Origin of the sequence: Simplicispira sp. 125, from assembly GCF_003096555.1 — a bacterium.
Classification (GTDB): Bacteria; Pseudomonadota; Gammaproteobacteria; order Burkholderiales; family Burkholderiaceae_C; genus Simplicispira.
Genome location: NZ_QEKM01000001.1, coordinates 443,475 through 466,586 on the forward strand (window position 1 = coordinate 443,475; position 23,112 = coordinate 466,586).

Sequence of the window (23,112 nt, forward strand, 5' to 3'; positions counted from 1 at the left end):
CGTGAAATGTGAATAGCTGTATCTGGCCGATGCAGGTTGTTGCCCCAATCGTGATGTACGGGATAGGACGCCTATTGCGCCTACTTATTTCCCGTGCGGTGCCGGGCCACAGGTATGGGGTCCAACCTTACCCGCACACCAATGACTTGCCCGCAATATGGGCGATGGCGCTTTCCCAGAAATGTAGAACTATCAAATCAATAGCTGCTACCGCTTATTGAATAAGCGCTACAGCCCTATTTGACCCCGATTTTTACCCGTATACCCTGCCACGGCCATTCCGCCCGCAGCGGCGCTCCCTCGGCTACCGCATCGATCCCATAGAAGCGCTTCAAGCAGGTCTTGCCTGTTCCCGTCTCAATCGGCAGCGTTCGTGCTTCAATGGGCGCAATGGCACCAGCTTTTGCGTCCTCGACGCCAGGGTATTGGTGCTGAACGCAGGAGTCTTTCACCATGAACTCAATCAAAATCGTAGCGCTCGCGCTGATCGTGGCCGGTATCCTTGGTCTTGCCTATGGGGGCTTTAGCTATACCAAAGACACCACGGTGGTCAAGATTGGCACGTTCGAGATCTCCGCGAAGGAGAAGGAGACGGTCAATATTCCACTGTGGGCTGGCATCGGGGCCATTGTGGTGGGAGGGCTCTTGCTGGTGATGGGCGGCAAGAAAGGCTGAGCGCCGCATGCCGACGAAGAAAACCCCTGAGCCTGCGGCAAAGCCCGCAAAGCCCAAAGCCGTTGGTGCGGTAAAAAGTGCCCGCCCGCCAACGCCGCGCCGTGCCGCGCCCGCCAAACCCGCCCAGCCGTTTCTGCGCTTCTACCATTCTGCGGATCTGCGCAAAAAGACGCTGGCGGTGCTGGCATTGATCGAAGGCGCGCCCGATGCCACTGCCCACCGGGGCGCTTTGGCGGACGTGGTGATCGAGCTGATGAAGAGCGGGTTCGACGGCTATTTCGTCGCCTCGCTGAAGAAGGCCAAGGCGGGCTTTCTGATTGAGCAGTCCGCCAATGTGGGCCTGATGGGTGCGCAGCAGGTGATGGGGGCTGTGGCCCGCAACATCATCGGCCGCATGGATGCGCCGCAACTGCTTTCGGTTTGCGGCTCCATTCGCGCATTGATGGTGTGACCGAAGCGGTTGCGCGTTGCCGTGCCCGCTGCTTGTGCGGTCGGCTTTGAGCTGAAAATTCTAAATTGATAGCTGCTAGCGCTTATGCAGTAAGCGTTAGCAGATTATTTGACCCATATTTCCCACTGCACTGCGGCTGATGGCCCGCCAGCGGCGGCGCGCCCTGGTGACCGCTGCGTCATCTCCCAGAGTGTTCTTGGGGTGGGGCTCGTGCGGGGTCTGCCGTGCGCACGGCGCGTAGTGCTGTGGTTGCGGCGCAGGGGGACGAAGGGGAGGGTATTGCGGTGTATCAAAGACAAGGTTCGGTGCCGTTATTTTCGTTATAACCAAGCGTATACTTCGCCTGTTTGTCACACTGCGGAGCACCGTCCCATGCGCCTCTCTTTCCTCCAACGCAGCTTTGCTGTCTGTCTTTTGGCTGGTTGTGCCGGTACCGTGATGGCGGGAGACTTGGTGGTGTCGGCGGCGTCCAGCCTGACCAATGCTTTCAAGGACATTGCGCAGAGCTACGAGGCGCAGCACCCCGGCACCAAGGTGCTGCTGAACTTTGGCGCATCGGGCGCCTTGCTGCAGCAGATGGCCAAGGGCGCGCCGGTGGATGTGTTTGCCTCGGCCGACCAGGAGACCATGGACAAGGCGCAAAAAGAGGGTTTGGTGCACGCTGCAGACCGCAAGGATTTTGTGCGCAACACGCTGGTGCTCATCGTGCCGATGGACGCCAAGACCGTGCCCGCCCAGCTGAGCGACCTGGCCCACAGCGGCTTTGCCCGCGTGGCCATCGCCAATCCGGCCAGCGTGCCGGTGGGCCGCTACGCGCACAGCGCGCTAGAGGCGGCCAAGCTGTGGCCCGCCCTGCAGGCCAAGGCCGTGGGCACGCTCAACGTGCGCCAGTCGCTCGACTACGTGGCGCGCGGCGAGGTGGATGCCGGGTTTGTCTACGCGACGGACGCCGCCATCATGAAGGACAAGGTCAAGGTGGCCTTTGAGGTGCCGCTGGCAACCGCCATCCTCTACCCCATCGCCAAGACGGCGGCCAGCCGCAACGCGGCGGATGCCACTGCGTTCATCAACTACCTGGCCACGCCAGCGGCCCAAGCCATTGTGGGCAAGTACGGCTTTGCCAAGCCCTGACGCGGGTTGTTGGCCTTCTCACTTCTTTGATTTGAACCATGGACGTCGCCTGGTCAGCCCTCAGCCTGTCGCTGCAAGTGGCGCTCTGGGCCACGCTGCTCAACCTGGTGCTGGGCATTGGCGTGGGCTACCTGCTGGCGCGCAAGCGCTTTGTGGGGCGCGACCTGCTCGACACCGTGCTGACCCTGCCCATGGTGATGCCGCCCACGGTGCTGGGCTACTACCTGTTGGTGCTGCTGGGGCGCAAGGGCTGGCTGGGCCAATGGCTGCAGGACACCTGGGGCATCAACCTGATTTTTTCTTTGCAGGGCGCGGTGATTGCGGCCACGGTGGTGGCGTTTCCGCTGGTGTTCAAACCGGCGCGTGCGGCGTTCGAGGCCATTGACGGCCAGATGGAAGAGGCCGGGCGCGTGCTGGGTGTTTCAGAAATCGGTATCTTTCTGCGCATTACGCTGCCCCTGGCCTGGCGCGGCATTCTGGCCGGTGTGCTGCTGGGTTTTGCGCGCGCTTTAGGCGAGTTTGGTGCCACGCTGATGGTGGCGGGCAGCATTCCGGGCAAGACGCAAACCCTGTCGATCGCCGTGTACGAAGCCGTGCAGGCCGGGCAGGATGCCGTGGCCAACACGCTGGTGCTGATTACGTCGCTGGTGTGCATCGTCGTGCTGCTGGGCGCCGGGCGCCTGGCTCCGGGGCGCATTGCGCACCGCTCCTGAGGCAAAGCCATGCAGCTCGACATTGACATCCGCAAAACCCTGCGCTCGGGCCAGCGTGTGTTCCAGTTGAATGCGCGCTTCAGTGCGCAAGGCCAGCGCGTGGTGGTGGTGGGGCCGTCGGGGGCGGGCAAAAGCCTGCTGCTCAAGGCCATTGCCGGGCTGGTGCGGCCTGACAGCGGCCATGTGCGGCTTGATGGCCAGACCTTGTTTGACGCACGCACCCGTACCCACCTGGCACCGCAGGCGCGCAACGTGGCCTATCTGTTCCAGGACTACGCGCTGTTTCCGCACCTGAGCGTGCGCCAGAACATTGCCTTTGGCCTGGCGCGCGGCTGGCGCAATCCGCGCCAGGACCATGACAGCGCAGCGGTGGACTACTGGGTCGATGCTTTTCACCTGGGCGAGGTGGCGCACCAGGCGCCGCACGAACTCTCGGGCGGCCAGCGCCAGCGCACGGCCCTGGCCCGCGCGCTGGTGGCGCAGCCGCGTGCGCTGTTGCTCGACGAGCCCTTTGCCGCACTCGATCCGGTCCTGCGCATTACCCTGCGCGCCGAACTCGACGCCCTGCAGCGCCGCCTGCAGGTGCCCATGGTGCTCATCACCCACGACCCGCAGGACGTAGAGGTGTTTGGTGGGCAGGTGCTACACATGCGCAATGGGGAAATCGAATCGCAAGAGTGCATGCAGGCAACATCCGCAGCGTAAAAATTTTTTAACTACCGTTGTATAAAAAAATACATAACGAAATGGAAACACCCATGGAAAACACGAAGCGCGATAGGTATTGCCACCCCTTTGGCGGGAAGAAAGCCGCAACCACAACAACCTGGGCACACACCCCTCCCCGGCTGCGGTTGCTAACGGCTTTGTTGCTGGCGGCTTTTGCGGCTGCACCTGTCGCCGCGCAAGACGGCAGCTTTCAGTTGGGCACGGTGGTGGTTACGGGCGCGGCGCAAGGCGCAGAGCAGGGCGCCGAGCAGGTGCTGGGCAAGGATGCCATCCAGACGCGCAACGCCGACACCGTAGGCTCCGCCGTGGTGGCCTTGCCGGGTGCCAGCCTCTCGCGCAACAGCCGCAACGAGGACACGGTGTACCTGCGCGGTTTTGATGCGCGCCAGGTGCCCATGTTTGTCGATGGCGTGCCGCTCTATGTGCCCTACGACGGCTATGTGGACTTTGGGCGGTTCACCACGTTTGACCTGGCCGAGATCCGTGTGGCCACCAGTGGCGCATCGCTGCTTTATGGCCCCAACACCTTGGGCGGCGCCATCAATCTGGTCACGCGCAAGCCGGTGCGCGTTTTTGAAGGCGATGTGCGGCTGGGCGTGGGCTCGGGTTCCGAAAAAATGAGTGCGGTCAACCTCGGCACCCAGCAGGGTGCTTGGTACGCGCAGCTGGGCCTGTCGTACCTGGATGCCGACGGCTTTCCGCTGCCCAAGGGTTTCAAGGACTACAAGGCCAAGCCCACCGATACCGGCAGCCAGCGCGAAAACGCCTACCGCACCGACCAGCGCCTGTCGTTCAAAGTGGGCCTCACGCCCAATGCGACCGACGAATACGCGCTGGGCTACGTGCGCCAGGACGGCGAAAAAGGCAACCCGGTGTACACCGGCCAGTCCACCAGCGGCATCCGCTACTGGCAGTGGCCTTTCTGGGACAAGGACAGTGTGTACTTCATCAGCAGCACCCGCATCGGCCAGAACAATGTGCTCAAGGCCCGGGTGTTCCACGACACCTACAAGAACAGCATTCTTGCCTTCAGTAACGCCAGCTACGCCACGCAGCTGAACAACACCAGCTTCCCCAGCGTGTACAACGACAGCTCCACCGGCGCATCGCTGGAGCTGGCCAACTACGCGGTGGCCAACCACGAGTTGCGCCTGGCCGTGCACATCAAGGAAGACAAGCACAACGACTCCAACCCTTCGTCGCCGACCAAAAACTACCGCGACACCACCACGTCGCTGGCGGTCGAAGACAGCATCACGCTCGCCAAAAACTGGCGCTTGCGCGTGGGCCTGTCGCACGACAAGCGCGATGCCAAAGAGGTGTATGACTGGCCCACCGGCTCGACCAGCGCCACCAATGGCCTGGTCGAATTGACCCGCTTGCTCGATGACCACGGCAGCGAGGCCTATGCCATTGCCTCGCACAAAACGCGCTTTCCCACCATCAAGGACCGCTACTCTGCCCGCATGGGCGCGGCGCTGCCCAACCCCGACCTCAAACCCGAGGTGGCCAACCACCTGGAGCTGGGCATCAAAGGATCGCCCTGGACCGGTGGCAAGGGCCAGGCGGCGGTGTTCTACAGCCGCATCACCGACCTGATGCAAAACGTCTATGTGGCGGCGCCGGTGGGCACCTGTGGCGCGGGCAGCAACACCTGCGCACAGGCCCAGAACGTGGGCCGCGCGCGCCACGCGGGGCTGGAGCTGTCGCTCGACCAGGCCCTTGCGCGCCAGTGGACGCTGACCGGTGCCTACACCTATCTGGCACGCCGCAACCTCAGCGATGCGAGCGTGCAGCTCACCGACACACCGCGCCACCGCCTGTACACGGCGTTGACTTGGGCGCCCAGTGACGCCTGGGAGTTGCGCACTACGCTGGAGACCGAGCAAGGCCGCAAGGTCGCTTTTGCCGGATCGGGCAAGACCATCTACCGCGACCTGGCTGGCTTTGGGATTGTGGGAGTGAAGGCCACCTGGAAGCCGCGCAAAGACATGGCGCTGGACTTTGGGGTGAGCAACCTCGGCGACAAATGGTATGAACTGTCGGATGGCTTCCCGCTGCCCGGACGCACCTGGTTTGTTCGTGGCAGCTACCGTTTCTAATCGCTGGCACACCGTTTGCCGCAGGGCGCTGGCCTGCGTACTGCTGGGCGCGGCCTGCGCACAGGCGCAAACACCTGCGGTGCTGCCCGCCGTGCGCGTGGCTGCGGTGGGTGGGCTGGTGCTCAGCGGCGTCTGGCCCCGGGTGGCAACGCAGGCGGGCAAAGCCTTGGGGGTGCAGGTGCTCACCGTGGCCGCCAGTCCCAAAGAGGGTGTGGTGCCCGTGTTTGCACGCGGCGATGTCGATGTGCTCTTGATCCACGCAAGCGACGAGGCCATGGCCCTGGAGGCCAGCGCATTGGCAGCGCCGGTGCGCGTCTGGGCCTGGAACGAACATGTGCTGGTCGGGCCCGCTGCCGACCCAGCCCAGGTGCGCAACGCACGCGATGGCCAGGACGCATTGCGCCGCATTGCCAACGCCAAGGCGTCGTTTATCGCATTTCGTGACCCCGGCAGCTACTCCGTGGTGCAGCGCCTGTGGCGCCGCGCAGGCATCCGGCCCGATGCCCGCTGGGCACGCATCGACACGGGCAACACACCACAGGACGTGTTGCAGCAGGCGGCCGCCCTGGGTGCGTATGCCGTGGTGGGCCATATCCCCGTGGCGTTCGGCAGGATGGCTGCGCCCGGTATCGAGGTGCTGCTGCAGGGCGACCCGCTCATGCGCAGACCTTATGTGGTGTTGACCCCCGGCCCACGCCATCCTGCCTCTGCGGAAACACGCCGCCGTGCCGAGCAACTGGCCGACCATCTGGTGTCTACAGCCGGGCAGGCCGCACTGCTGCAGGCACAGCCGCCTGCCACCGGCACCTGGATTTTTGGCCGCAACACGGTTCCCGCAAGTTACGAGGAAACAAAACCATGAACGTGATCCAGCCATCCCTTCTGGCCGCCATCGTGCACCCCGACCATCTTGGCGGTGCCGATAGCTTGCTTGCCGACTTCTGCCGCAGCCTCCAGGCCCAGGGCTGGTGCGTGGGCGGGGTGGTGCAGGCCAACCGGGTGCGCCCCGGGGGCGGCAAATGGATGCTGTTGCAGGACCTGCGCACCGGGGAGGAGTTTTCCATCTCGCAAGACCTGGGCGCGCAGTCGCAATCGTGCTGCATCGACCCTGCCGGTGTGGCGCAAGCCAGCGGTGCGCTGCGCCAGGCGCTGCGCGATCGGGTTGATCTGACCGTGGCCAACCGTTTTGGCGCGCTGGAGGCGGCGGGCGGTGGTTTTGCCGCCGAGCTGCTGGCGCTGATGGCCGACGAGCGCCCGCTGCTGACGGTGGTCGGTGAAAAACATTTGCCAGCCTGGCGCCGCTTCACCGGCGGGTTGGGCGAAGAGTTGCCGCCCCGCGTTTCTGCGCTGCAAAGTTGGTTTTCCCTGGCCATCGACATGCAAAAGAGCCAAACGGCGATGGAGTGGGAGGAACGATGAAGCGACGCCTCCTTTTGCAATCGGGCCTGCCTTGGCTGGCCGCTGCCTGGTGGGGTGTGCCCGCCTGGGCAGGCCCGGCGGGCAGCACCATCGCGGCCCGTTTTGGTCAACTGCCACCGCCCGAGCGCGTGCGCCGGGTGTTTGCAGCGGGTGCGCCTGCGGGCGTGCTGCTGGCCGCTCTGGCCCCTGAAAAACTGGTGGGCTGGCCGCTGCAGTTGAGCGACGCCGCCCGCGGCCTGCTCGGCGCGCCGCTGCGCGATCTTCCGTTTGTGGGGCGCCTGGCCGGGCGGGGCAGCACAGTGCCCATGGAAACCCTGGTGCAGTTGCAGCCCCATGTGATCCTCGATTCCGGAACGGCCGACGCCACCTACATCTCGGCCGCCCAGCGCGTGACCGAGCAGACCGGCCTGCCCTGCGTGCTGGTGCACGGCCGTCTGGCCGACCACCCAGCGCAGCTGCGCGAAGTAGGGCAACTGCTGGGCGTGGCCGAACGCGGCCAACGCCTGGCCGCCTATGCCGACACGGTGTTGGCGCTGGCGGCCCAGGTGCGTGTCACCGTGCCGCCGGGTGAGCGCCCGCGCGTGTACTTTGGCCGCAGCGCCGACGGCCTGGAGACAGGGCTGGAAGGCTCCATCAACCTCGAGGTGCTCGACTTTGCCGGGGGCCGCAACGTGGCCGCTGCCGCCGGCAAGGGCTCGCTCACCCGCGTCTCGATGGAGCAGATCCTGGGCTGGGACCCTGAGGTCATCGTCACCCAAGACCCTGCCTTTGCGCGCCGTGCCTTGAGCGACCCGCTGTGGCAATCGCTCACCGCCGTGCGCAAGCGCCGCGTGCACTGCGCGCCCAGCATGCCGTTTGGCTGGCTCGATGGCCCGCCCGGCGTGAACCGGCTCATCGGCGTGCACTGGCTGGTGCAACTGCTGCACCCCGCGCACCCGGCGGTGCGTGCGCTCGAACCTTTGCCCGTGGCTGTGCAGCGCTTTTACCGCCTGTTCTACGGCGCAGATCTGTCGCAGAAAGCGGTGGCGGCCTTGCTGGAAGGTACGGCGTGAAATTGATAATAAATTGGCCTCTAGCGCTTATGTATCAAGCGCTATTAGCTATCAATTTGGTAGTCATACGCCTATGACAACCTGCGTGAAAGAGGCTCCGCAGGCGAGCGCCATGCTCTGCCCGCCAGCCCGGGCCATCTGGCTGCCCTGGGCCGTGGCAGGCGTGCTGTTGGCGGCCGTGGTGGTCGCCGCGTTTGCGCTCGGCAAGTTCCCCATGGCCCCGGCCGACCTGTTGCGCGCCGTGCTGGCGCGCATCACGGGGACGGAATCGGGCCTCTCGCCCGCCCAGGAAACCGTGGTCTGGAATATCCGCCTGCCGCGCGTTGCCGCCGGGTTGTTGGTGGGCGCGGGGCTGGCGGCGGCGGGCGCGGCTTACCAGGGCATGTTTCGCAACCCGCTGGTCTCGCCCGACATCCTGGGCGTGTCGGCCGGTGCCGGGTTGGGCGCGGTGCTGGGCATCTACCTGAGCCTGCCGCTGGCGGTGGTGCAGGCGCTGGCCTTCGTGGGCGGATTGCTCGCAGTCGGCACGGTGGTGGGCGTGGCGGGGCTGGTGCGGCGGCACGACCCGGTGCTGGTGCTGGTGCTCGCGGGCATTGCGGTGGGCGCACTGCTGGGCGCGGGCATTTCGCTCATCAAGATATTGGCCGACCCGACCACGCAACTGCCTTCCATCACCTTCTGGCTGCTGGGTGGCCTGAACGCCGTGACCACGGCCGACCTCGCGGTGACGGCGCCGGTCATGCTGGTGGGCCTGGTACCCATGGCGCTCTTGCGCTGGCGCATGAACCTGTTGAGCCTGGCCGACGAAGAAGCGCAGGCGCTGGGCATCTCCGTCGTGCGCCTGCGTCTGCTGCTGGTGGCGGCTGCCACTTTGAGCACGGCGGCGGCGGTGTCGCTGACCGGCATCATCGGCTGGATTGGCCTGGTGGTTCCCCATGTGGCGCGGCTGTTGGTGGGGCCCAACTTTGCGCGTCTGCTGCCAGCATCACTCTTGCTGGGCGGCGGTTTCTTGGTAGCTACCGACACACTGGCACGCACCGTCGCCAGCATCGAGCTGCCGCTGGGCATCCTCACGGCGCTGGTGGGCGCACCGTTCTTTTTGTTCTTGCTGGCGCGGCCGGGGCGGGGCGAATGAGCACCGCGCCGCAATCGACGAAAGCCACTGCGCCGGTGCTGCAAGCCTGCGCCCTCACCATCGGCCACGGCCAGCGGCGCGTGGGCAGCGACCTGGATTTTGCAATGGCGCCCGGCGAAGTGCTGTGCCTGCTCGGCCCCAATGGCAGCGGCAAAACGACACTGTTCCGCACCCTGCTCGGCCTGCTGGCGCCGCTGGCGGGCGAGGTGCTGGTGCTGGGCGAGCCCGTGGCCGCGTGGCCCCGCAGCGCCTTTGCGCGCCATGTGGGCTATGTGCCGCAGGCGCATGCCGGCATCTTTCCGTACACGGTCGAAGACGTAGTGCTGATGGGCCGCGCCGCCCGCATCGGCCGTTTTGCAGCGCCTGCGCAGCAGGACCGCGACCATGCCCAGCATTGCCTGCACACCCTCGGCATTGCCCACCTGCGCCAGCGCATCTACACCGCCATCAGCGGCGGCGAGCGCCAACTGGTGCTGATTGCCCGCGCGCTGGCGCAAGAGCCCGTGCTGCTGGTGATGGACGAGCCCACCGCCAGCCTCGACTTTGGCAACCAGATCCGCGTGCTCGAACACATTGCCCAGCTGCGCCAGCAAGGCATGGCCGTGCTGCTCTCCACCCACCAGCCCGAACACGCGCTGCGCATTGCCGATCGCATTGCCCTGCTCGGCGGTGGCTGCCTGGTGGCCATCGGCACGCCTGCCAGCACCGCGACACCCGAACGCCTGGCCGCCTTGTACGGCGTGAGCGAACGCGCTGTCACCACGAGCCTCGCCGCCAGCCTGGGCACCACCACAGCCATATCCCATCCCCCGGAAACCACCCCATGACCATCGAAGCCATCGACTTTGGCCGCCTCTACCGCGACCACCTGGCCACCACGGCCCGCACCCGCAAAACCGCCAGCGCATGGGACAGCCGCGCCGCCGGCATGGCCAGCAAGGCCCTGAACAGCCGCTATGCCGAGGAATTTGTGGCGCGCATGGATCTGCAGGGCGCTACCTCGCTGCTGGACGTGGGCTGCGGCCCCGGCACCATCGGCCTGGCCGTGGCCCACCAGTTGCAGCGCGTGGTGGGCCTGGACTACAGCAGCGCCATGTTGGGCGCCATGCGTGCCAAAGCGGCGGAGATGCAGCTTGCCAACGTCGAAACCCTGCACCGCGCCTGGGAAGACGACTGGAGCGACGTGCCCGAGTGCGACATCGTCGTGGCATCACGCTCCACCACGGTCGAAGACATCGCCACCGCATTGGAGCAGTTGCACGCCAAGGCAAGGCTGCGGGTGTACCTCACGCACCTGGTGGGTGGCCATTTCACCGACCCGGCCCTCCAGGCCGTCATCGGCCGCCAGGTGCCCAGCGTGCCCGACTACATCTACCTGCTCAACATCCTGCACCGCATGGGCATCCACCCACGGCTGGACTACATCGCACACGAAGACCGGCTGGCCGATGCGGTGGACTTTGATGACTTTGCACGCCGTGTCGCGTGGTCCGTCGGTGACCTCGATGGCGACGAACGGACGCGCCTGCGCACCTGGTACGAACGCGCTACGCCGCAGGAGCGCAGGGGTACGCCCATGCGTTGGGCGTTTATTGCGTGGGAGAAAGAACCATGCTGACCACGGCCACCCGCCTCGATGCGCCGCCCACCACACAAGGCGAAACCTTGCTGGCCGAGTTGCACGCCGAAGTGGTGGCCGCTTTGGGTCCCGAGTTGGCGCAAACCCTGCGCATCGAGCGCGCCGTGCTCGGCGTCTTTTTCACGGGCGTCAAGCTGTCCAACGGCGTGGGTGGCCTGTGCGCCACGCCCATCAAAAGTGTGCCCGAGGCCGTGTGTTGCCCCAGCTCAGCCATGGCCATGCCGGTGCCGGGCAAGATCGCCGGGCGCAATGCGGTGCAATGGCTGCAAGACCTCTACCGCCCGCAAGACCTGCGCCGTGCGCTGGCCATCGCCACGCTGAACGCATTGGTCGACACCTTGTGGCTGCGGGATGGCCCGCCCCCGGGCGCCCGGGGGCAGGCTGGCGATGCATTTGATGCGCTCGGCATCGCACCCGGCCAACGCGTGGTGCTGGTGGGCGCATTTGTGCCCTACATGCGCGAGCTGCGCAAACGGGGCCAGTCGTTTGGTGTGCTGGAGCTCGATCTCTCCACCCTGCGGCCTGACGAGCGGGTGTTTCACATTCCACAAGAGCGCGCAGCGCAAGCCATTGCCGAAGCCGACGTGCTCATCACCACCGGCACCACGCTCATCAACGGCACGCTCGACGGCCTGCTGCAGCACCTGCGCCCCGGCGCGCAGGCCGCTGTGGTGGGCCCCACGGCTACGTTGTGGCCTGCGCCCTTTGCGCGCCGTGGGACCACGGTGGTGGGCGGCACACGCGTGACAGACGCCGATGCGCTGCTGGATCTGTTGTCCGAGGGGGGCTCGGGTTACCACTTCTTTGGCAAATCGGTGGAGCGCGTCAGCCTGTGTGTGAACCCATGACCAGCCTGCCTTCTGTCTTTTTCGACCACGCCACCATCGACGCCTGGATTGCCGAGGACGCGCCGCTGCTCGACCTCACCACGCACCTGCTGGCCATCGGCGGGCAATCTGCGCGCATGACCTTCACCGTGCGTGGCGATACGGTGGCTGCCTGCACTGAAGAAGCTGCGCGTGTGGTGCAGCACTGCGGTGGGCAAGTGCAAAGCTGCGTGGCCAGTGGGTCGCGCGTGCGGCCTGGCACGGCGCTGCTGGTGGCCACGGGCGAGGCTGCTGGCCTGCTGCGCGCCTGGAAGGTGGCGCAGAACCTGCTCGAATACGCCTGCGGCGTGGCCGGCGCCACGGCGCGCATGGTGCAGGCGGTGCAAGCCGCAGCCCCTGGGGTAGCGGTGCTGACCACGCGCAAGCACGCGCCGGGCCTGCGGCGCATTGCGCTCAAGGCTACGCTCAGTGGCGGCGCTTTTCCGCACCGGCTGGGTGTGGGCGAGACGGTGCTCGTGTTTGCACAGCACCGCGCGTTGGTGGGTGACTGGGATGCAGTGCGGGCACGGCTTGCACTTGCTGCGCCCGCGCTGGCCGAGAAAAAATGCGTGGTGGAGGTAACCTCGCTCGAAGACGCTTGTGCCGCCATTGGCGCGGGAGCTGATGTGCTGCAGTTCGACAAGGTGATGCCAGAGCAATTGCGCGCATGGTGCCCGCAACTGCGTGAACGGCACCCGAAGCTCGGGCTTTTGGCGGCCGGTGGTGTGAACGGCCAGAACGCCGCCGACTACGCCGCCAGCGGGGTGGATGCGCTGGTGACGAGCAGCCTGCACTACGCGCACCCGGCCGATGTGGGTGTGCAGATGGAGCCGCAATAACCGCAATGGCCGCGCTGGCCCAGATGCCCGCCGCGGCTGTTCTACACTGGTGTTTTCACCCTTTGCAGCAAACAACGATGCCTTCCAAAGACAAACGCATTGAACTGGGCGGCTCCGTGTGGATGACGGTGGGCGGTGAAAGCCTGGGCGGGCCGGGTCGTATCGCCTTGCTGGCACACATTGCCGAGTGCGGCTCCATCACGCACGCCGCCAAGGCCATGAAGATGAGCTACAAGGCCGCGTGGGATGCCATCGACACCATGAACAACCTGGCGGGCGAGCCCTTGGTTCAGCGCGTGACGGGTGGCAAGGGCGGTGGCGGCACGGTGCTCACGCGCCGGGGTGCGCAACTGGTCGAGAACTTTCACCTGATTGAGAGCGAACACCGCCGCTTCATTGCGCAGTTGAGCGCGCAGGCCAACGGTATTGCCGATGATTTTTTATTGATTCGGAGAATCAGCATGAGAACCAGCGCACGCAACCATTTTGCAGGCCCCGTGACCCACGTTCAGCGCGGCGCCGTCAACGACGAAATTGAAATCCAGGCTGCAGGCGGCCACAAAATTGTGGCCATCGTGACGCACGAGAGCGCACAAGACCTGGGCCTGGATGTGGGCGCGCAGGCGTTTGCGCTCGTCAAGGCCTCGTCCATCGTGGTGGTGACCGATGCCGAAGGGGCAAAGTTTTCGGCGCGCAACCGGCTCACCGGTACCATCGCACGCCTGGTGCCCGGTGCGGTGAATACCGAGGTAGTGATCGACCTGGAAGGCGGCGCCGCTGTGGCGGCCATCATCACCAACGAGAGTTGTCAGTCGCTGGCGTTGGCGGTGGGCGGCACGGCCACCGCTATTTTCAAGGCCTCCAGCGTGATCGTGGGTGCGCCTGCGTGATTCCATTTCTGAATCACCCGTGCTGTTGTTGCTTCGCCTTGCCTTGCTGCAGCACTGTCTGCGGCTTCGCCTAGACACGAATGATTTGGAAATGGAATGAGATGCAGGGCAGTCGCTCAGCGCTGGCGCTCGTAGCGCACAAAGCTGAAGGGCAGGCCACTGGCGCTGGTGTGCGCCTCGCGGGCTGTCTCTACCCATTCGGGGCCCAGTTCGGGCGCGAAGGCGTCGCCGTCAAAGGGCTGGGCAATCTCGGTGACTTCAATGCCATCGGCCAGGGGCAAGGCCTGGGCGTAAATTTGCGCGCCGCCAATCACCCACACCGTTTCAGATAACTCACACATTTGTAGCGCTTCGCGCAGGCTGGATGCGCGCTGCACGCCATTTTCATGCCAATCGGGCTGGCGCGTGATGACGATGTTGCTGCGCCCCGGCAGCGGGCGAAAGCGCGGCGGGAGCGAGTCCCAGGTCTTGCGCCCCATGATGACCGGGCAACCGCTGGTCAGCCGCTTGAAATGCGCCAGGTCTTCGGGCAGGTGCCAGGGCATGGTGCCGTCCTTGCCGATCACGCCGTTGGCGGCGCGTGCGTAGATGAGGGCGATGCGCATGCCTACACCGCCACCGGCGCCTTGATGGCCGGGTGGCATTGGTAATCGAGCACCTCGAAGTCTTCGTACTGGTAGTCGAAGATGCTGTCGGGGCGGCGCTTGATACGCAGCGTGGGGTAGGGGTAGGGTGCGCGCGCCAGCTGCGTTTGCACCTGCTCGTGGTGATTGCTGTAGATGTGGCAGTCGCCGCCGGTCCAGATGAAGTCGCCCACGTCCAGGTCGCACTGCTGCGCCACCATGTGCGTGAGCAGTGCGTAGCTGGCAATGTTGAAGGGCACGCCCAAAAAGATGTCGGCGCTGCGCTGGTAGAGCTGGCAGCTCAATGTGCCCTTGCCACCCGGCGCGGTGGCGGGCGCTACGTAAAACTGGAAGAAGGCGTGGCAGGGCATCAGCGCCATCTTGTCCAGTTCGGCCACGTTCCAGCTGCTGACGATGATGCGGCGCGAGTCGGGGTTGGTCTTGAGCGTGTCGATGACCTGCTGGATCTGGTCGATGTGGCCACCATCCGGTGTCGGCCAACTGCGCCACTGCACGCCGTACACGGGGCCCAGGTCGCCATCGGCGCGCGCCCATTCGTCCCAGATGGTGACGCCGCGCTCCTTGAGCCACAGGTTGCTGCTCGACCCGGTGAGGAACCACAGCAGCTCGACGATGATGCTCTTGAGGTGCACCTTCTTGGTCGTGACCAGCGGGAAGCCTTCGCGCAGGTCAAAGCGCATCTGGTGGCCGAACACGCTTTTTGTGCCCGTGCCGGTGCGGTCGCCTTTGGCTACGCCGTGTTTAAACACATGGCGCATGAAGTCTTCGTACTGCGAGCGGATGGGGCGGGCGGGCATGGGGGTGTCTCTGCGAGGCGATAAGAAACGCCCGGAAAAGGCGCGGCGGCGTAGGCCGGGCACTATTCTAATAGTTTTGATGAAATAGGGCTCTGGCGCTTACTGGGTAAGCGCTGGTAGCTATAAAAAACAGAGCACTCAAGGTTGTGGTGGTGTGGCCTGGCTGCCCAGCACCCGACCCGGGTTCATGGTGTTCTGCGGGTCCAGCGCCTGCTTGATGGCGCGCATCATGGTCAGCGCCACGGGCGACTGGTAGCGCGCGAGCTTGTCGGTCTTGAGCGCGCCCACGCCATGCTCGGCCGAAAACGATCCACCGAAGGCGGCCACGGCCTCGTACACAAGGTGGTTGACCTGGTCTTCCTGGTCGCGCAGAAAGGCCTTGGCGTCGCTGCCCTCGGGCGCCTGCACGTTGTAGTGCAGGTTGCCGTCGCCCAGGTGGCCGAAGTTGACCAGGCGCACGCCCGGGATCTCGCGTGTGAGCAGCGCGTCGGCATGCTCCACGAAGGCCGGGATGCGCGAGATAGGCACGGAGATGTCGTGCTTGATGTTCAGGCCTTCCTCGGCCTGGGCCAGCGGGATGCTTTCGCGGATATGCCAGAGCTGGTGCGCCTGTGCGATGTTCTCGGCAACGACGGCGTCCTGCACGCAGCCGGCCTCGAAGGCGGTCTCCAGCAGGGATTCAAAGCGGGTGCGGGCGTGTTCTTCCGATTCGCTGTCGGAGTTCTCCAGCAGCACGCCCCACTGCGCTTCTTCCTGGTCGATAAAGGGCACGCGCAGCTGGGGCATGTGCTTGTCCACCAGTTGCAGCGCAAAGCGGCCCATCACCTCAAAGCCCGTCAGCCCTGCGCCCAGGTGCTGGTGTGCCAGTGCCAAAAGTTGTACAGCCTGCTCCATCGTGGCGACCGCGGCCCAGGCGGTGAGCTGGGCGGCGGGCCGGGGATAGAGCTTGAGCGTGGCAGCGGTGATGATGCCCAGCGTGCCTTCGCTGCCAATGAACAGGTCGCGCAGGTCGTAGCCGGTGTTGTCCTTGCGCAGGCCGCGCAGGCCGTCCCACACCTCGCCCTGGGGCGTGACCACTTCCAGGCCCAGGCACAGGTCGCGCGTGTTGCCATAGCGCACCACCTGGGTGCCACCGGCGTTGGTGCCCAGGTTGCCGCCGATGGTGCAACTGCCTTCGGCGGCGAGCGAGAGCGGAAACAACAGGCCTGCCTGCTCGGCGGCATCCTGCACGTTCTGCAAAATGCAGCCAGCCTCCACGGTCAGCGTGAGGTTATCCTTGTCCAGTGCGCGCACCGCGTTCATGCGGGTGAGGCTGAGCACCACTTCGCGGCCCGAGGTGTCGGGGGTGGAGCCCACCGACAGGCCCGTGTTGCCGCCCTGCGGCACGATGGGCACCCCGGCTGCAGCGCAGGCCTTGACCACGGCGGCCACTTCTTGCGTATTGGCGGGGCGCACCACGGCAAGGGCCTTGCCGTGCACGCGGCGGCGCCAGTCTTGCTCCCAGGCGCTGAGGTCTCCCTCCGTCAGTACATGGGCTTCGCCGACGGCAAGGCGCAAGGTTTCAATCAGGTATTGCATGGGGCAGGTTCTCCAGTGGGGCGGCTGCGCACGGCAGTGGCCCGGATCAGGGGGCGGTGGGAGCGGGCTCTGGCGCCGGGGCGCTGCGCAGGCGCAGGCGGATGTGCGCCGTGCAGGCGGTAAAAAGTACCAGGCACAGCACAACTTCGAGCAACGCCAGCCATTGCCCTGGAGGGCGGTCGCTCCAGGCACGCACGACGCCTTCGGTGAAATACAGCCACACCAGCAGGCTGACCCAGCGGTAGGTATACATGCGGTTCTTCAAAAAACCCGCCAGAGGAATGCACAGCGGCAAGGCTTTGAGCGCCAGCCACGAGCCACCGGGGCGCAGCGGCGCCAGGAACAGCTCCCAAGCCAGGCACAGCGCTATCAAGGCCAGCAAGCTGGCGACAGCGACGCGGCGGGCGTCGTGTACCAGCGGGTGGGTCGTGGTGGGGCGGGCAAGCGGGGGTTCGACTGGGTTCATGGCGATGGCATCATAGCGAGCATGCCCTTTTCCCTACAGACCGTGGTGCAGCGCCTGGAGTCATTGCCCGCTGATCTTTCGCATTTTCCTTGGGCGAACACCGCACTCACCCTGCGCGAGCGCTTTCGCGAAGACCGCCTCGGCTTGACAGCCAGCAGCCTGACTTTCACCACCATTTTGGCCCTGGTGCCTTTTTTTACCGTGGTGCTGGCGGTGTTCACGGCCTTTCCCATGTTTGGCAAGCTGCAGGATGTGTTGCAGCGCTGGCTGCTCGATAGTCTGATCCCCGAGAGCATTGCGCGCCAGGTGCTGGGCTACCTCACGCAGTTTTCGACCAAGGCCAGCCGCCTGGGCCTGCTGGGCTTTAGCGTGCTGCTGGCCACGGCGCTGGCGCTGATCCTCACGATTGACCGCACGCTCAACAACATCTGGCGCGTGCGCCGTCTGCGCCCGCTGGCCCAGCGGGTGCTGATCTACTGGGCCGCCATGACCCTGGGGCCGCTGCTGCTCGGGGCCAGCCTGGCGCTGACGTCGTATGCGCTGTCGGAATCGCGTGGCCTGGTGGAAACGCTGCCCGGGATGCTGCGCCTGCTGCTCGATTCGATGGAGTTTCTGGTGCTGGCCGCGGGCATGGCCGGTTTGTATCGCTACGTGCCCAATACCCAGGTGCGCTGGCGCCACGCTTGGGCGGGCGGCATCTTTGTGGCGGTGTGCATGGAGCTGGCCAAGAAAGGCCTGGCCCTGTACCTGGCCAAGGTGCCCACTTATTCGGCGGTCTACGGCACCTTTGCCACGCTGCCCATTTTGCTGATCTGGATCTATGTGGCCTGGGTCATCGTCCTGCTCGGTGCTGTGGTGGCAGCCTACTTGCCCAGTCTGCTCGCTGGTGTAGCCCGCCGCTCGGGCCACCAGGGCTGGAGTTTCGAACTGGCGGTGGAGGTGGTTCAGCAACTGCACGCCGCACACCAGGGCAGCGCGCGCGGCCTGCGCACCGATGAACTGGCACAGCGCATGCGCGTGCAAGCGCTGCAACTGGAACCCGCCCTGGATGTGCTCACTGGGCTGGACTGGGTGGGGCGCCTGGAAGAGGTGGATGCCGCTTCTCCCCACCAGGCCGAGCCCCGCTATGTGCTGCTGGCCAACCCGCAGACCACGCCACTGGCGCCGCTGCTGGCGCGCTTGCTGGTCGAGCGCTCACCCAGCCTGCAGCCACTGTGGGAGCGGGCGGGGCTGGAGAAATTGATGCTGGCCGATGTATTGCAGAAAATTGCGGTCTAAATAGCCTCTGGCGCTTATGGATATTGCGGTAGCAGCTATCAATTTTGAATTTTTAATCCATGTGAAGCCCGCCGATCTGTATCGATGTGCCAGGGCCACGAGCGCCATGCAAAAAGCCCCCGCACCTTAGGAAGGTGCAGGGGCTTTTGGGGATGGAGCCAGAGGCCCCGCAGGCTTACTTCTGCTTGGGCTCTTCGGCCAGCGAATCCTGCATGGCCTTGAGGGGGTCATCGTTGCCGGAGGCCGGTTCGGCGTCCGAGGCGGCGTCTGGCGCTGGAGCAGCACCCTCCATTCCGCTGGCCGGGTCGGGCGTATTGAAGCCGCCTGGATCGGGCATCGAGGCCTCCATCTCCAGGCGCACCTTGTCCAGGTCGTAGACCACCTTTTTGTCCAACCCGCTGGAGACGATGCCAGGGAAGATGATGACCAGGCTCACCATGACGATCTGGATGAGCACGAACGGTACGGCGCCCCAATAGATCTGCAGGGTCGTAATGGGCTTGACCATTTTCTTTGTGACCTTGTCCAGGTATTCCACCGTGGGGGCCACGCTGCGCAGATAGAACAGCGCAAAGCCAAAGGGCGGGTGCATGAACGAGGTCTGCATGTTGATGCCCAGCAGAACGCCGAACCAGATCAGGTCAATGCCCAGCTTCTCTGCCACGGGGGCCAGCAGCGGCACGACGATGAACGACAGCTCGAAAAAGTCCAGGAAGAAAGCCAGGAAGAAGACCATGACGTTCACCACGATCAGGAAGCCCAACTGCCCCCCAGGCAGGCCCGACAACAGGTGCTCCACCCAGCGCGGGCCATCCACGCCCTGGAAGGTCAGGCCAAAGACCGTGGCCCCCAGCAGAATGAACAACACGAAGCACGAGAGCTTGGTGGTGGTGGTGAGTGCCTGGCGGAGCAAACTCATCGACAGGCGTTTGCGTGCCATGGCCATGACAAAGGCACCCAGTGCACCCATGGCGCCGCCTTCTGTCGGTGTGGCGATGCCCAGAAAAATGGTTCCCAGCACCAGGAAAATCAGCAGCAACGGCGGGATCAGCACAAACGTGACGCGCTCGGCCATGCGCGAGAGCAGCCCCATGCGGGTGATTTTGTTGATACTGGCGGCCATGAAAGCCAGGATCACGCCAAAGCACATGGCTACGACAATGGTTTCGTCCAGTGCCACCTTCTCCACCACCTCGCCCGACCACCAGCTGTGCAGCGCAGGCATGTTCTTGGCAACGTAGATGGATGCGGCGGTGCAGATGGTTGTCAGGATCAGCAGCGAGGTGATGCCGCTCTTGCCGCTGTCTTCACGCAGGGTGCGCGCTTCAGGTGGCAAGGCAGGTACCCATTGGGGCTTGAAGATGGCCAGCAAGATCACGTAGGTGGCATAGAAGCCGCACAGCATCAGGCCGGGAATGAAGGCGCCCTTGTACATGTCGCCCACGCTGCGGCCCAGCTGGTCGGCCAGGATGATCAGCACCAGCGAGGGAGGAATGATCTGTGCCAGCGTTCCCGAGGCCGCAATCACGCCGGCGGCCAGGCGCCGGTCATAGCCGTAGCGCAGCATGATGGGCAATGAGATCAGGCCCATGGAAATGACCGAGGCAGCGACCACGCCCGTGGTGGCAGCGAGCAGCGTGCCCACGAAGATCACGGCCAGTGCCAGTCCGCCGCGTATGGGGCCGAAGAGCTGGCCAATGGTCTCCAGCAAATCCTCGGCCATGCCACTGCGTTCCAGTATCAGCCCCATCAGGGTGAAGAAGGGAATGGCCAGCAGAGTGTCGTTCTGCATGATGCCGAAAATGCGCAAGGGCAGGGCCTGCAGCAGGGCTTCGGGCAGGACGCCCAGCTCGATACCGATGAATGCGAAGAACAGACCGCAGGCGCCGAGGCTGAAAGCCACCGGAAAGCCCATGAGCAGAAACAGGATCAGCCCCCCGAACATGATCGGGGCGAGGTTGGTGGTGAAGAATTCCATGGTGTGTGCTCTGCGTTCAGATGGCCTTGCCGTTGCTCTTGGCCGCTTCGGCCAGGCGACGGATGGATTCAGCAAGCTCTTGTTCTGCGGTTTTTTCGTCGCCCTTCTTTAAGGTCGGGTCTTCGATCAGACCCATGAGAAAAGCGATGCGTTTGATCAGTTCAGACCAGCCTTGCAGCAGCAGCAGTGCAAAGCCGAGCGGCATCATGGCGTACACCGGCCAGCGGATCAGCCCTCCGGCGTTGTTCGACATCTCGCCCGATTCGAAACCACGCACAAAGAAAGGGATGCCGTACCACAGGATGGCCAGGCACATGGGCGTCAGAAAGGTCGTAAAGCCCACGACGTCGATCCAGATCTGGGTGCGCTTGGAGAACCGGCTGGTGATCACGTCCACCTTCACGTGCTCGCCCTGCAGCAGGGTGTAGCCGGCCGCAATCAGGAAGGAAGCGGCGAACAGGTACCACTGCACTTCCAGAAAAGCATTGGAGCTGAGATTGAACAGCTTGCGAGAGAGGGCGTTCAGACCGCTGATAAGCGTCGAGGCCAGGATGAGCCAGATGACGTATTTGCCGATCTGGGTACTGAGCCAGTCGATTCCTCTGGATAGTTTCAGTAATGCCTGCATGGTGTCTCCAATCAAATGTGGGCGCGTCGCGCTGCAGATTTGCCGTAGGTATGGCAAGGGGTACGGCAACTTTTTGCAACGGCGCGATTCTACGGAGCACTCTAATAGGAGTCTGACGGCAGCGTGACGGTGTTATCCCGCAGCAATGACTTGATTCTGTGCTATTGATTTTGTAGCTATAAGGGTTATCACCAGGGTGTAAAACGCCTTGTTTCATGTCCTGTGGCCCCCTTGGCGGGGGTGGGTAAATCGCTAGCACGGGGGGCGGATAAGGAGGGTTTTCGGCGCCCAAGCACTCCTATACTGCCCCGGGGTGGGCGCAGACCCGCCTGTAACCCATATGACAGGAGATACGCACTCATGAGCTCTGTAGCACCCGATACGCTGGCATTGCAGCGCCTTTACCATTGGGAGCAGGCAGCACCCAACCGCGTGACGTTGACCCAGCCCATGGGCCAGGGCGTGGTTCAGGATTTCACCTGGGGTCAGCTGGCCGACCAGGTGCGCCGCATGGCCGCACACCTGCAGTCCCAAGGCTGGGAGCCCGGGTCGCGGGTGGCCATTCTGTCCAAAAACTGTGCCTGGTGGCTGATGAGCGACCTGGCGATCTGGATGGCGGGGTATGTGTCGGTGCCGCTGTACCCCACACTGGCGCACGACACGGTGAACCAGATTCTCACGCACAGCGAAGCCAAGGCGTGTTTCATTGGCAAGCTCGATGGCTGGGAAGGCATGAAGCCGGGTGTTCCTGAAGGCATGCCCTGCATCAGCTACGCTTTGTCGCCTGAAGATGCACGCAAGAACTACGAAGGCTGGGATGCCATCTGCGCACGCACCCCGCCACTGCAGGGTGCGCCGGTACGCGGTGCGGACGAGTTGGCCACGTTGATCTACACCTCGGGCACCACGGGCAAGCCCAAGGGGGTGATGCACAGTTTCGGCAATTTCGCCTGGGCACTGGGCTCGGGGATCAAGCGCATTCCCATGGGCCAGGAAGACCGCATGCTGTCCTACCTGCCGCTGGCGCACGTGGTTGAACGTGTGCTGGTGGAGCATGGCTGGCTGCGCACGGGCATGCAGCTGTTTTTTGCGGAAACGCTGGAGACGTTTGCACTGGACTTGCAGCGGGCCCAGCCCACGATTTTCTTCTCGGTGCCGCGCCTGTGGGTCAAATTCCAGCAGGGCATTCACCACAAGATGCCACCGGCCAAGCTCAACCGCCTGCTGTCCATCCCACTGATTGGCGGCCTGGTGCGCAGCAAGGTGAAAAAAGCCCTGGGATTGAACCATTGCCGTATTGCAGCAGGGGGCGCGGCGCCCATGCCTTTGTCCCTGCTGCAGTGGTACAGCAAGCTGGGCCTGGATATCAATGAAGGCTATGGCATGACGGAAAATCTGGCCGTCTCGCACATTACCGTGCCGGGCAAAAACCAGCAAGGCAGCGTAGGCCCGGCCTACGACGGTGTGGAACACCGCACCGATCCGCAGACCGGGGAAATCCAGATGCGCAGCCCTGCCTTGATGCTGGGTTACTACAAGGAGCCGGAACAAAGCCGCGACGCCTTCACTGCTGATGGCTGGCTGCGCACCGGCGACAAGGGGCGCATCGACGCCCAGGGTTGCCTGCACATCACGGGCCGCGTGAAGGATTTGTTCAAGACCGGCAAGGGCAAATATGTGGCTCCCGCGCCCATTGAAGACAAACTCGGCACGCACGAGTCGGTCGAAGCGTGTGTGGTGACGGGTGCCAACCTGGGCCAGCCACTCGGAATCGTGATGCTCAATGCCGATGCTGTGGCCAAGGCAGAACAACCGCAGGGAAAAGCCGCGCTGGAGGCCTCGCTGACAGCGCACCTCAAGAGTGTCAATGCCACGCTGGACCCGCATGAGCAACTGCAATGCATCGTCCTGGTGACCACGCCCTGGACGGTGGACAACGATCTGATTACGCCCACCTTCAAGGTCAAGCGCAACCGCATCGAAGACATTTATTCCGCCAACTATGAGCGCTGGGAAACCTCGGGCAAGAAGGTGGTTTGGTACGGCCAGTGAATCGCTGTTTGCGTCCATGAAAAAACACCGCCCGGTTCAAGCCGGGCGGT

The 23,112-nt window shown here is 64.4% G+C and carries 24 protein-coding genes; 17 read left to right on the top strand and 7 right to left on the bottom strand.

Going from position 1 to position 23,112, the window contains the following annotated elements:
* Positions 1 to 236: 236 nt before the first annotated feature.
* Positions 237 to 455 carry a hypothetical protein gene (locus tag C8D04_RS02115; protein ID WP_116003386.1) on the bottom strand — a complete coding sequence of 73 codons (219 nt, stop codon included), beginning with the start codon at positions 453 to 455 and terminating at the stop codon, positions 237 to 239.
* On the opposite strand from C8D04_RS02115, the gene C8D04_RS02120 reads away from it, so the two are divergent.
* The 15 genes from C8D04_RS02120 (at position 454) to C8D04_RS02190 (ending at position 13,641) form a co-directional block, all read left to right on the top strand.
* Positions 454 to 675, top strand: coding sequence for a hypothetical protein (locus C8D04_RS02120; RefSeq protein ID WP_116003387.1), 222 nt, complete (start codon positions 454 to 456; stop codon positions 673 to 675). The genes C8D04_RS02115 and C8D04_RS02120 overlap by 2 nt on opposite strands.
* 7 nt (positions 676 to 682) lie before the next feature.
* Positions 683 to 1,126 carry a hypothetical protein gene (locus tag C8D04_RS02125; protein WP_116003388.1) on the top strand — a complete coding sequence of 148 codons (444 nt, stop codon included), beginning with the start codon at positions 683 to 685 and terminating at the stop codon, positions 1,124 to 1,126.
* Positions 1,127 to 1,498: 372 nt separating this feature from the next.
* The gene (gene modA, locus C8D04_RS02130; protein WP_116003389.1) at positions 1,499 to 2,257 is read left to right on the top strand and encodes a molybdate ABC transporter substrate-binding protein; all 759 of its coding nucleotides are present in this window, start codon (positions 1,499 to 1,501) and stop codon (positions 2,255 to 2,257) included.
* 38 nt (positions 2,258 to 2,295) lie between these two features.
* Positions 2,296 to 2,970 (top strand): molybdate ABC transporter permease subunit, encoded by a 675-nt coding sequence (gene modB / locus C8D04_RS02135; RefSeq protein ID WP_116003390.1) that lies wholly within the window; start codon positions 2,296 to 2,298, stop codon positions 2,968 to 2,970.
* 9 nt (positions 2,971 to 2,979) lie between these two features.
* On the top strand, positions 2,980 to 3,675 hold the full coding sequence (locus tag C8D04_RS02140; RefSeq protein WP_116003391.1) for an ATP-binding cassette domain-containing protein: 696 nt from the start codon (positions 2,980 to 2,982) through the stop codon (positions 3,673 to 3,675).
* 53 nt (positions 3,676 to 3,728) lie between these two features.
* The gene (locus C8D04_RS02145; RefSeq protein WP_116005963.1) at positions 3,729 to 5,801 is read left to right on the top strand and encodes a TonB-dependent receptor; all 2,073 of its coding nucleotides are present in this window, start codon (positions 3,729 to 3,731) and stop codon (positions 5,799 to 5,801) included.
* Positions 5,782 to 6,663 (top strand): tungsten ABC transporter permease, encoded by an 882-nt coding sequence (locus C8D04_RS18780; protein ID WP_199562957.1) that lies wholly within the window; start codon positions 5,782 to 5,784, stop codon positions 6,661 to 6,663. The genes C8D04_RS02145 and C8D04_RS18780 overlap by 20 nt, the downstream gene beginning before the upstream one ends.
* A complete protein-coding gene (locus C8D04_RS02155) occupies positions 6,660 to 7,220 on the top strand; it encodes a DUF2478 domain-containing protein (RefSeq protein WP_116003392.1) in 561 nt (186 codons plus the stop codon). Before C8D04_RS18780 ends, C8D04_RS02155 begins: the two co-directional genes overlap by 4 nt.
* Positions 7,217 to 8,272: an iron ABC transporter substrate-binding protein gene (locus C8D04_RS02160; protein ID WP_116003393.1), complete on the top strand. Its 1,056-nt coding sequence runs from the start codon at positions 7,217 to 7,219 to the stop codon at positions 8,270 to 8,272. The genes C8D04_RS02155 and C8D04_RS02160 overlap by 4 nt, the downstream gene beginning before the upstream one ends.
* Before the next feature lie 112 nt (positions 8,273 to 8,384).
* The gene (locus C8D04_RS02165) at positions 8,385 to 9,407 is read left to right on the top strand and encodes an iron ABC transporter permease (RefSeq protein ID WP_165829114.1); all 1,023 of its coding nucleotides are present in this window, start codon (positions 8,385 to 8,387) and stop codon (positions 9,405 to 9,407) included.
* Positions 9,404 to 10,234, top strand: a complete 831-nt coding sequence (locus tag C8D04_RS02170; protein ID WP_116003394.1) for an ABC transporter ATP-binding protein — start codon at positions 9,404 to 9,406, stop codon at positions 10,232 to 10,234. The genes C8D04_RS02165 and C8D04_RS02170 overlap by 4 nt, the downstream gene beginning before the upstream one ends.
* Entirely contained in the window at positions 10,231 to 11,025 is a 795-nt protein-coding gene (locus C8D04_RS02175; protein WP_116003395.1) for a class I SAM-dependent methyltransferase, read from the top strand. Before C8D04_RS02170 ends, C8D04_RS02175 begins: the two co-directional genes overlap by 4 nt.
* On the top strand, positions 11,019 to 11,894 hold the full coding sequence (locus C8D04_RS02180) for a DUF364 domain-containing protein (RefSeq protein ID WP_116003396.1): 876 nt from the start codon (positions 11,019 to 11,021) through the stop codon (positions 11,892 to 11,894). The genes C8D04_RS02175 and C8D04_RS02180 overlap by 7 nt, the downstream gene beginning before the upstream one ends.
* On the top strand, positions 11,891 to 12,751 hold the full coding sequence (modD, locus tag C8D04_RS02185) for a ModD protein (RefSeq protein WP_233521082.1): 861 nt from the start codon (positions 11,891 to 11,893) through the stop codon (positions 12,749 to 12,751). Before C8D04_RS02180 ends, modD begins: the two co-directional genes overlap by 4 nt.
* A 77-nt stretch (positions 12,752 to 12,828) precedes the next feature.
* Positions 12,829 to 13,641 (top strand): TOBE domain-containing protein, encoded by an 813-nt coding sequence (locus C8D04_RS02190; RefSeq protein WP_116003397.1) that lies wholly within the window; start codon positions 12,829 to 12,831, stop codon positions 13,639 to 13,641.
* Positions 13,642 to 13,757: 116 nt separating this feature from the next.
* Here the strand turns inward: C8D04_RS02190 and C8D04_RS02195 are convergent, their stop codons facing one another.
* The 4 genes from C8D04_RS02195 to C8D04_RS02210 form a co-directional block, all read right to left on the bottom strand.
* Positions 13,758 to 14,246: a dihydrofolate reductase gene (locus C8D04_RS02195; protein WP_116003398.1), complete on the bottom strand. Its 489-nt coding sequence runs from the start codon at positions 14,244 to 14,246 to the stop codon at positions 13,758 to 13,760.
* 2 nt (positions 14,247 to 14,248) lie between these two features.
* Positions 14,249 to 15,082 (bottom strand): thymidylate synthase, encoded by an 834-nt coding sequence (locus C8D04_RS02200; RefSeq protein ID WP_116003399.1) that lies wholly within the window; start codon positions 15,080 to 15,082, stop codon positions 14,249 to 14,251.
* Positions 15,083 to 15,220: 138 nt separating this feature from the next.
* Positions 15,221 to 16,660 (bottom strand): FAD-binding oxidoreductase, encoded by a 1,440-nt coding sequence (locus C8D04_RS02205; protein WP_116003400.1) that lies wholly within the window; start codon positions 16,658 to 16,660, stop codon positions 15,221 to 15,223.
* Between the two features lie 46 nt (positions 16,661 to 16,706).
* Positions 16,707 to 17,126, bottom strand: coding sequence for a DUF2069 domain-containing protein (locus tag C8D04_RS02210; RefSeq protein ID WP_116003401.1), 420 nt, complete (start codon positions 17,124 to 17,126; stop codon positions 16,707 to 16,709).
* 21 nt (positions 17,127 to 17,147) lie between these two features.
* Here C8D04_RS02210 and C8D04_RS02215 point away from each other — a divergent pair, with 21 nt between their 5' ends.
* Positions 17,148 to 18,404: a YhjD/YihY/BrkB family envelope integrity protein gene (locus C8D04_RS02215; RefSeq protein ID WP_116003402.1), complete on the top strand. Its 1,257-nt coding sequence runs from the start codon at positions 17,148 to 17,150 to the stop codon at positions 18,402 to 18,404.
* A 175-nt stretch (positions 18,405 to 18,579) separates the two neighbouring features.
* On the opposite strand, the gene C8D04_RS02220 is transcribed toward C8D04_RS02215, so the two are convergent.
* Positions 18,580 to 20,382: a TRAP transporter large permease subunit gene (locus tag C8D04_RS02220; protein WP_116003403.1), complete on the bottom strand. Its 1,803-nt coding sequence runs from the start codon at positions 20,380 to 20,382 to the stop codon at positions 18,580 to 18,582.
* A gap of 16 nt (positions 20,383 to 20,398) precedes the next feature.
* Complete coding sequence (locus C8D04_RS02225) at positions 20,399 to 21,010, bottom strand: TRAP transporter small permease subunit (protein ID WP_116003404.1); 612 nt, start codon at positions 21,008 to 21,010, stop codon at positions 20,399 to 20,401.
* Between the two features lie 360 nt (positions 21,011 to 21,370).
* Between C8D04_RS02225 and C8D04_RS02230 the strand changes: the two genes are divergently transcribed.
* Positions 21,371 to 23,062, top strand: coding sequence for an AMP-binding protein (locus C8D04_RS02230; RefSeq protein ID WP_116003405.1), 1,692 nt, complete (start codon positions 21,371 to 21,373; stop codon positions 23,060 to 23,062).
* Positions 23,063 to 23,112: the final 50 nt, after the last annotated feature.

Coding starts and splice junctions, on each gene's coding strand:
- C8D04_RS02120 (WP_116003387.1), top strand. CDS start 454: ATGAACTCAATCAAAATCGTAGCGCTCGCGCTGATCGTGGCCGGTATC.
- C8D04_RS02115 (WP_116003386.1), bottom strand. CDS start 455: ATGGTGAAAGACTCCTGCGTTCAGCACCAATACCCTGGCGTCGAGGAC.
- C8D04_RS02125 (WP_116003388.1), top strand. CDS start 683: ATGCCGACGAAGAAAACCCCTGAGCCTGCGGCAAAGCCCGCAAAGCCC.
- modA (WP_116003389.1), top strand. CDS start 1,499: ATGCGCCTCTCTTTCCTCCAACGCAGCTTTGCTGTCTGTCTTTTGGCT.
- modB (WP_116003390.1), top strand. CDS start 2,296: ATGGACGTCGCCTGGTCAGCCCTCAGCCTGTCGCTGCAAGTGGCGCTC.
- C8D04_RS02140 (WP_116003391.1), top strand. CDS start 2,980: ATGCAGCTCGACATTGACATCCGCAAAACCCTGCGCTCGGGCCAGCGT.
- C8D04_RS02145 (WP_116005963.1), top strand. CDS start 3,729: ATGGAAAACACGAAGCGCGATAGGTATTGCCACCCCTTTGGCGGGAAG.
- C8D04_RS02155 (WP_116003392.1), top strand. CDS start 6,660: ATGAACGTGATCCAGCCATCCCTTCTGGCCGCCATCGTGCACCCCGAC.
- C8D04_RS02160 (WP_116003393.1), top strand. CDS start 7,217: ATGAAGCGACGCCTCCTTTTGCAATCGGGCCTGCCTTGGCTGGCCGCT.
- C8D04_RS02165 (WP_165829114.1), top strand. CDS start 8,385: ATGCTCTGCCCGCCAGCCCGGGCCATCTGGCTGCCCTGGGCCGTGGCA.
- C8D04_RS02170 (WP_116003394.1), top strand. CDS start 9,404: ATGAGCACCGCGCCGCAATCGACGAAAGCCACTGCGCCGGTGCTGCAA.
- C8D04_RS02175 (WP_116003395.1), top strand. CDS start 10,231: ATGACCATCGAAGCCATCGACTTTGGCCGCCTCTACCGCGACCACCTG.
- C8D04_RS02180 (WP_116003396.1), top strand. CDS start 11,019: ATGCTGACCACGGCCACCCGCCTCGATGCGCCGCCCACCACACAAGGC.
- modD (WP_233521082.1), top strand. CDS start 11,891: ATGACCAGCCTGCCTTCTGTCTTTTTCGACCACGCCACCATCGACGCC.
- C8D04_RS02190 (WP_116003397.1), top strand. CDS start 12,829: ATGCCTTCCAAAGACAAACGCATTGAACTGGGCGGCTCCGTGTGGATG.
- C8D04_RS02195 (WP_116003398.1), bottom strand. CDS start 14,246: ATGCGCATCGCCCTCATCTACGCACGCGCCGCCAACGGCGTGATCGGC.
- C8D04_RS02200 (WP_116003399.1), bottom strand. CDS start 15,082: ATGCCCGCCCGCCCCATCCGCTCGCAGTACGAAGACTTCATGCGCCAT.
- C8D04_RS02205 (WP_116003400.1), bottom strand. CDS start 16,660: ATGCAATACCTGATTGAAACCTTGCGCCTTGCCGTCGGCGAAGCCCAT.
- C8D04_RS02210 (WP_116003401.1), bottom strand. CDS start 17,126: ATGAACCCAGTCGAACCCCCGCTTGCCCGCCCCACCACGACCCACCCG.
- C8D04_RS02215 (WP_116003402.1), top strand. CDS start 17,148: ATGCCCTTTTCCCTACAGACCGTGGTGCAGCGCCTGGAGTCATTGCCC.
- C8D04_RS02220 (WP_116003403.1), bottom strand. CDS start 20,382: ATGGAATTCTTCACCACCAACCTCGCCCCGATCATGTTCGGGGGGCTG.
- C8D04_RS02225 (WP_116003404.1), bottom strand. CDS start 21,010: ATGCAGGCATTACTGAAACTATCCAGAGGAATCGACTGGCTCAGTACC.
- C8D04_RS02230 (WP_116003405.1), top strand. CDS start 21,371: ATGAGCTCTGTAGCACCCGATACGCTGGCATTGCAGCGCCTTTACCAT.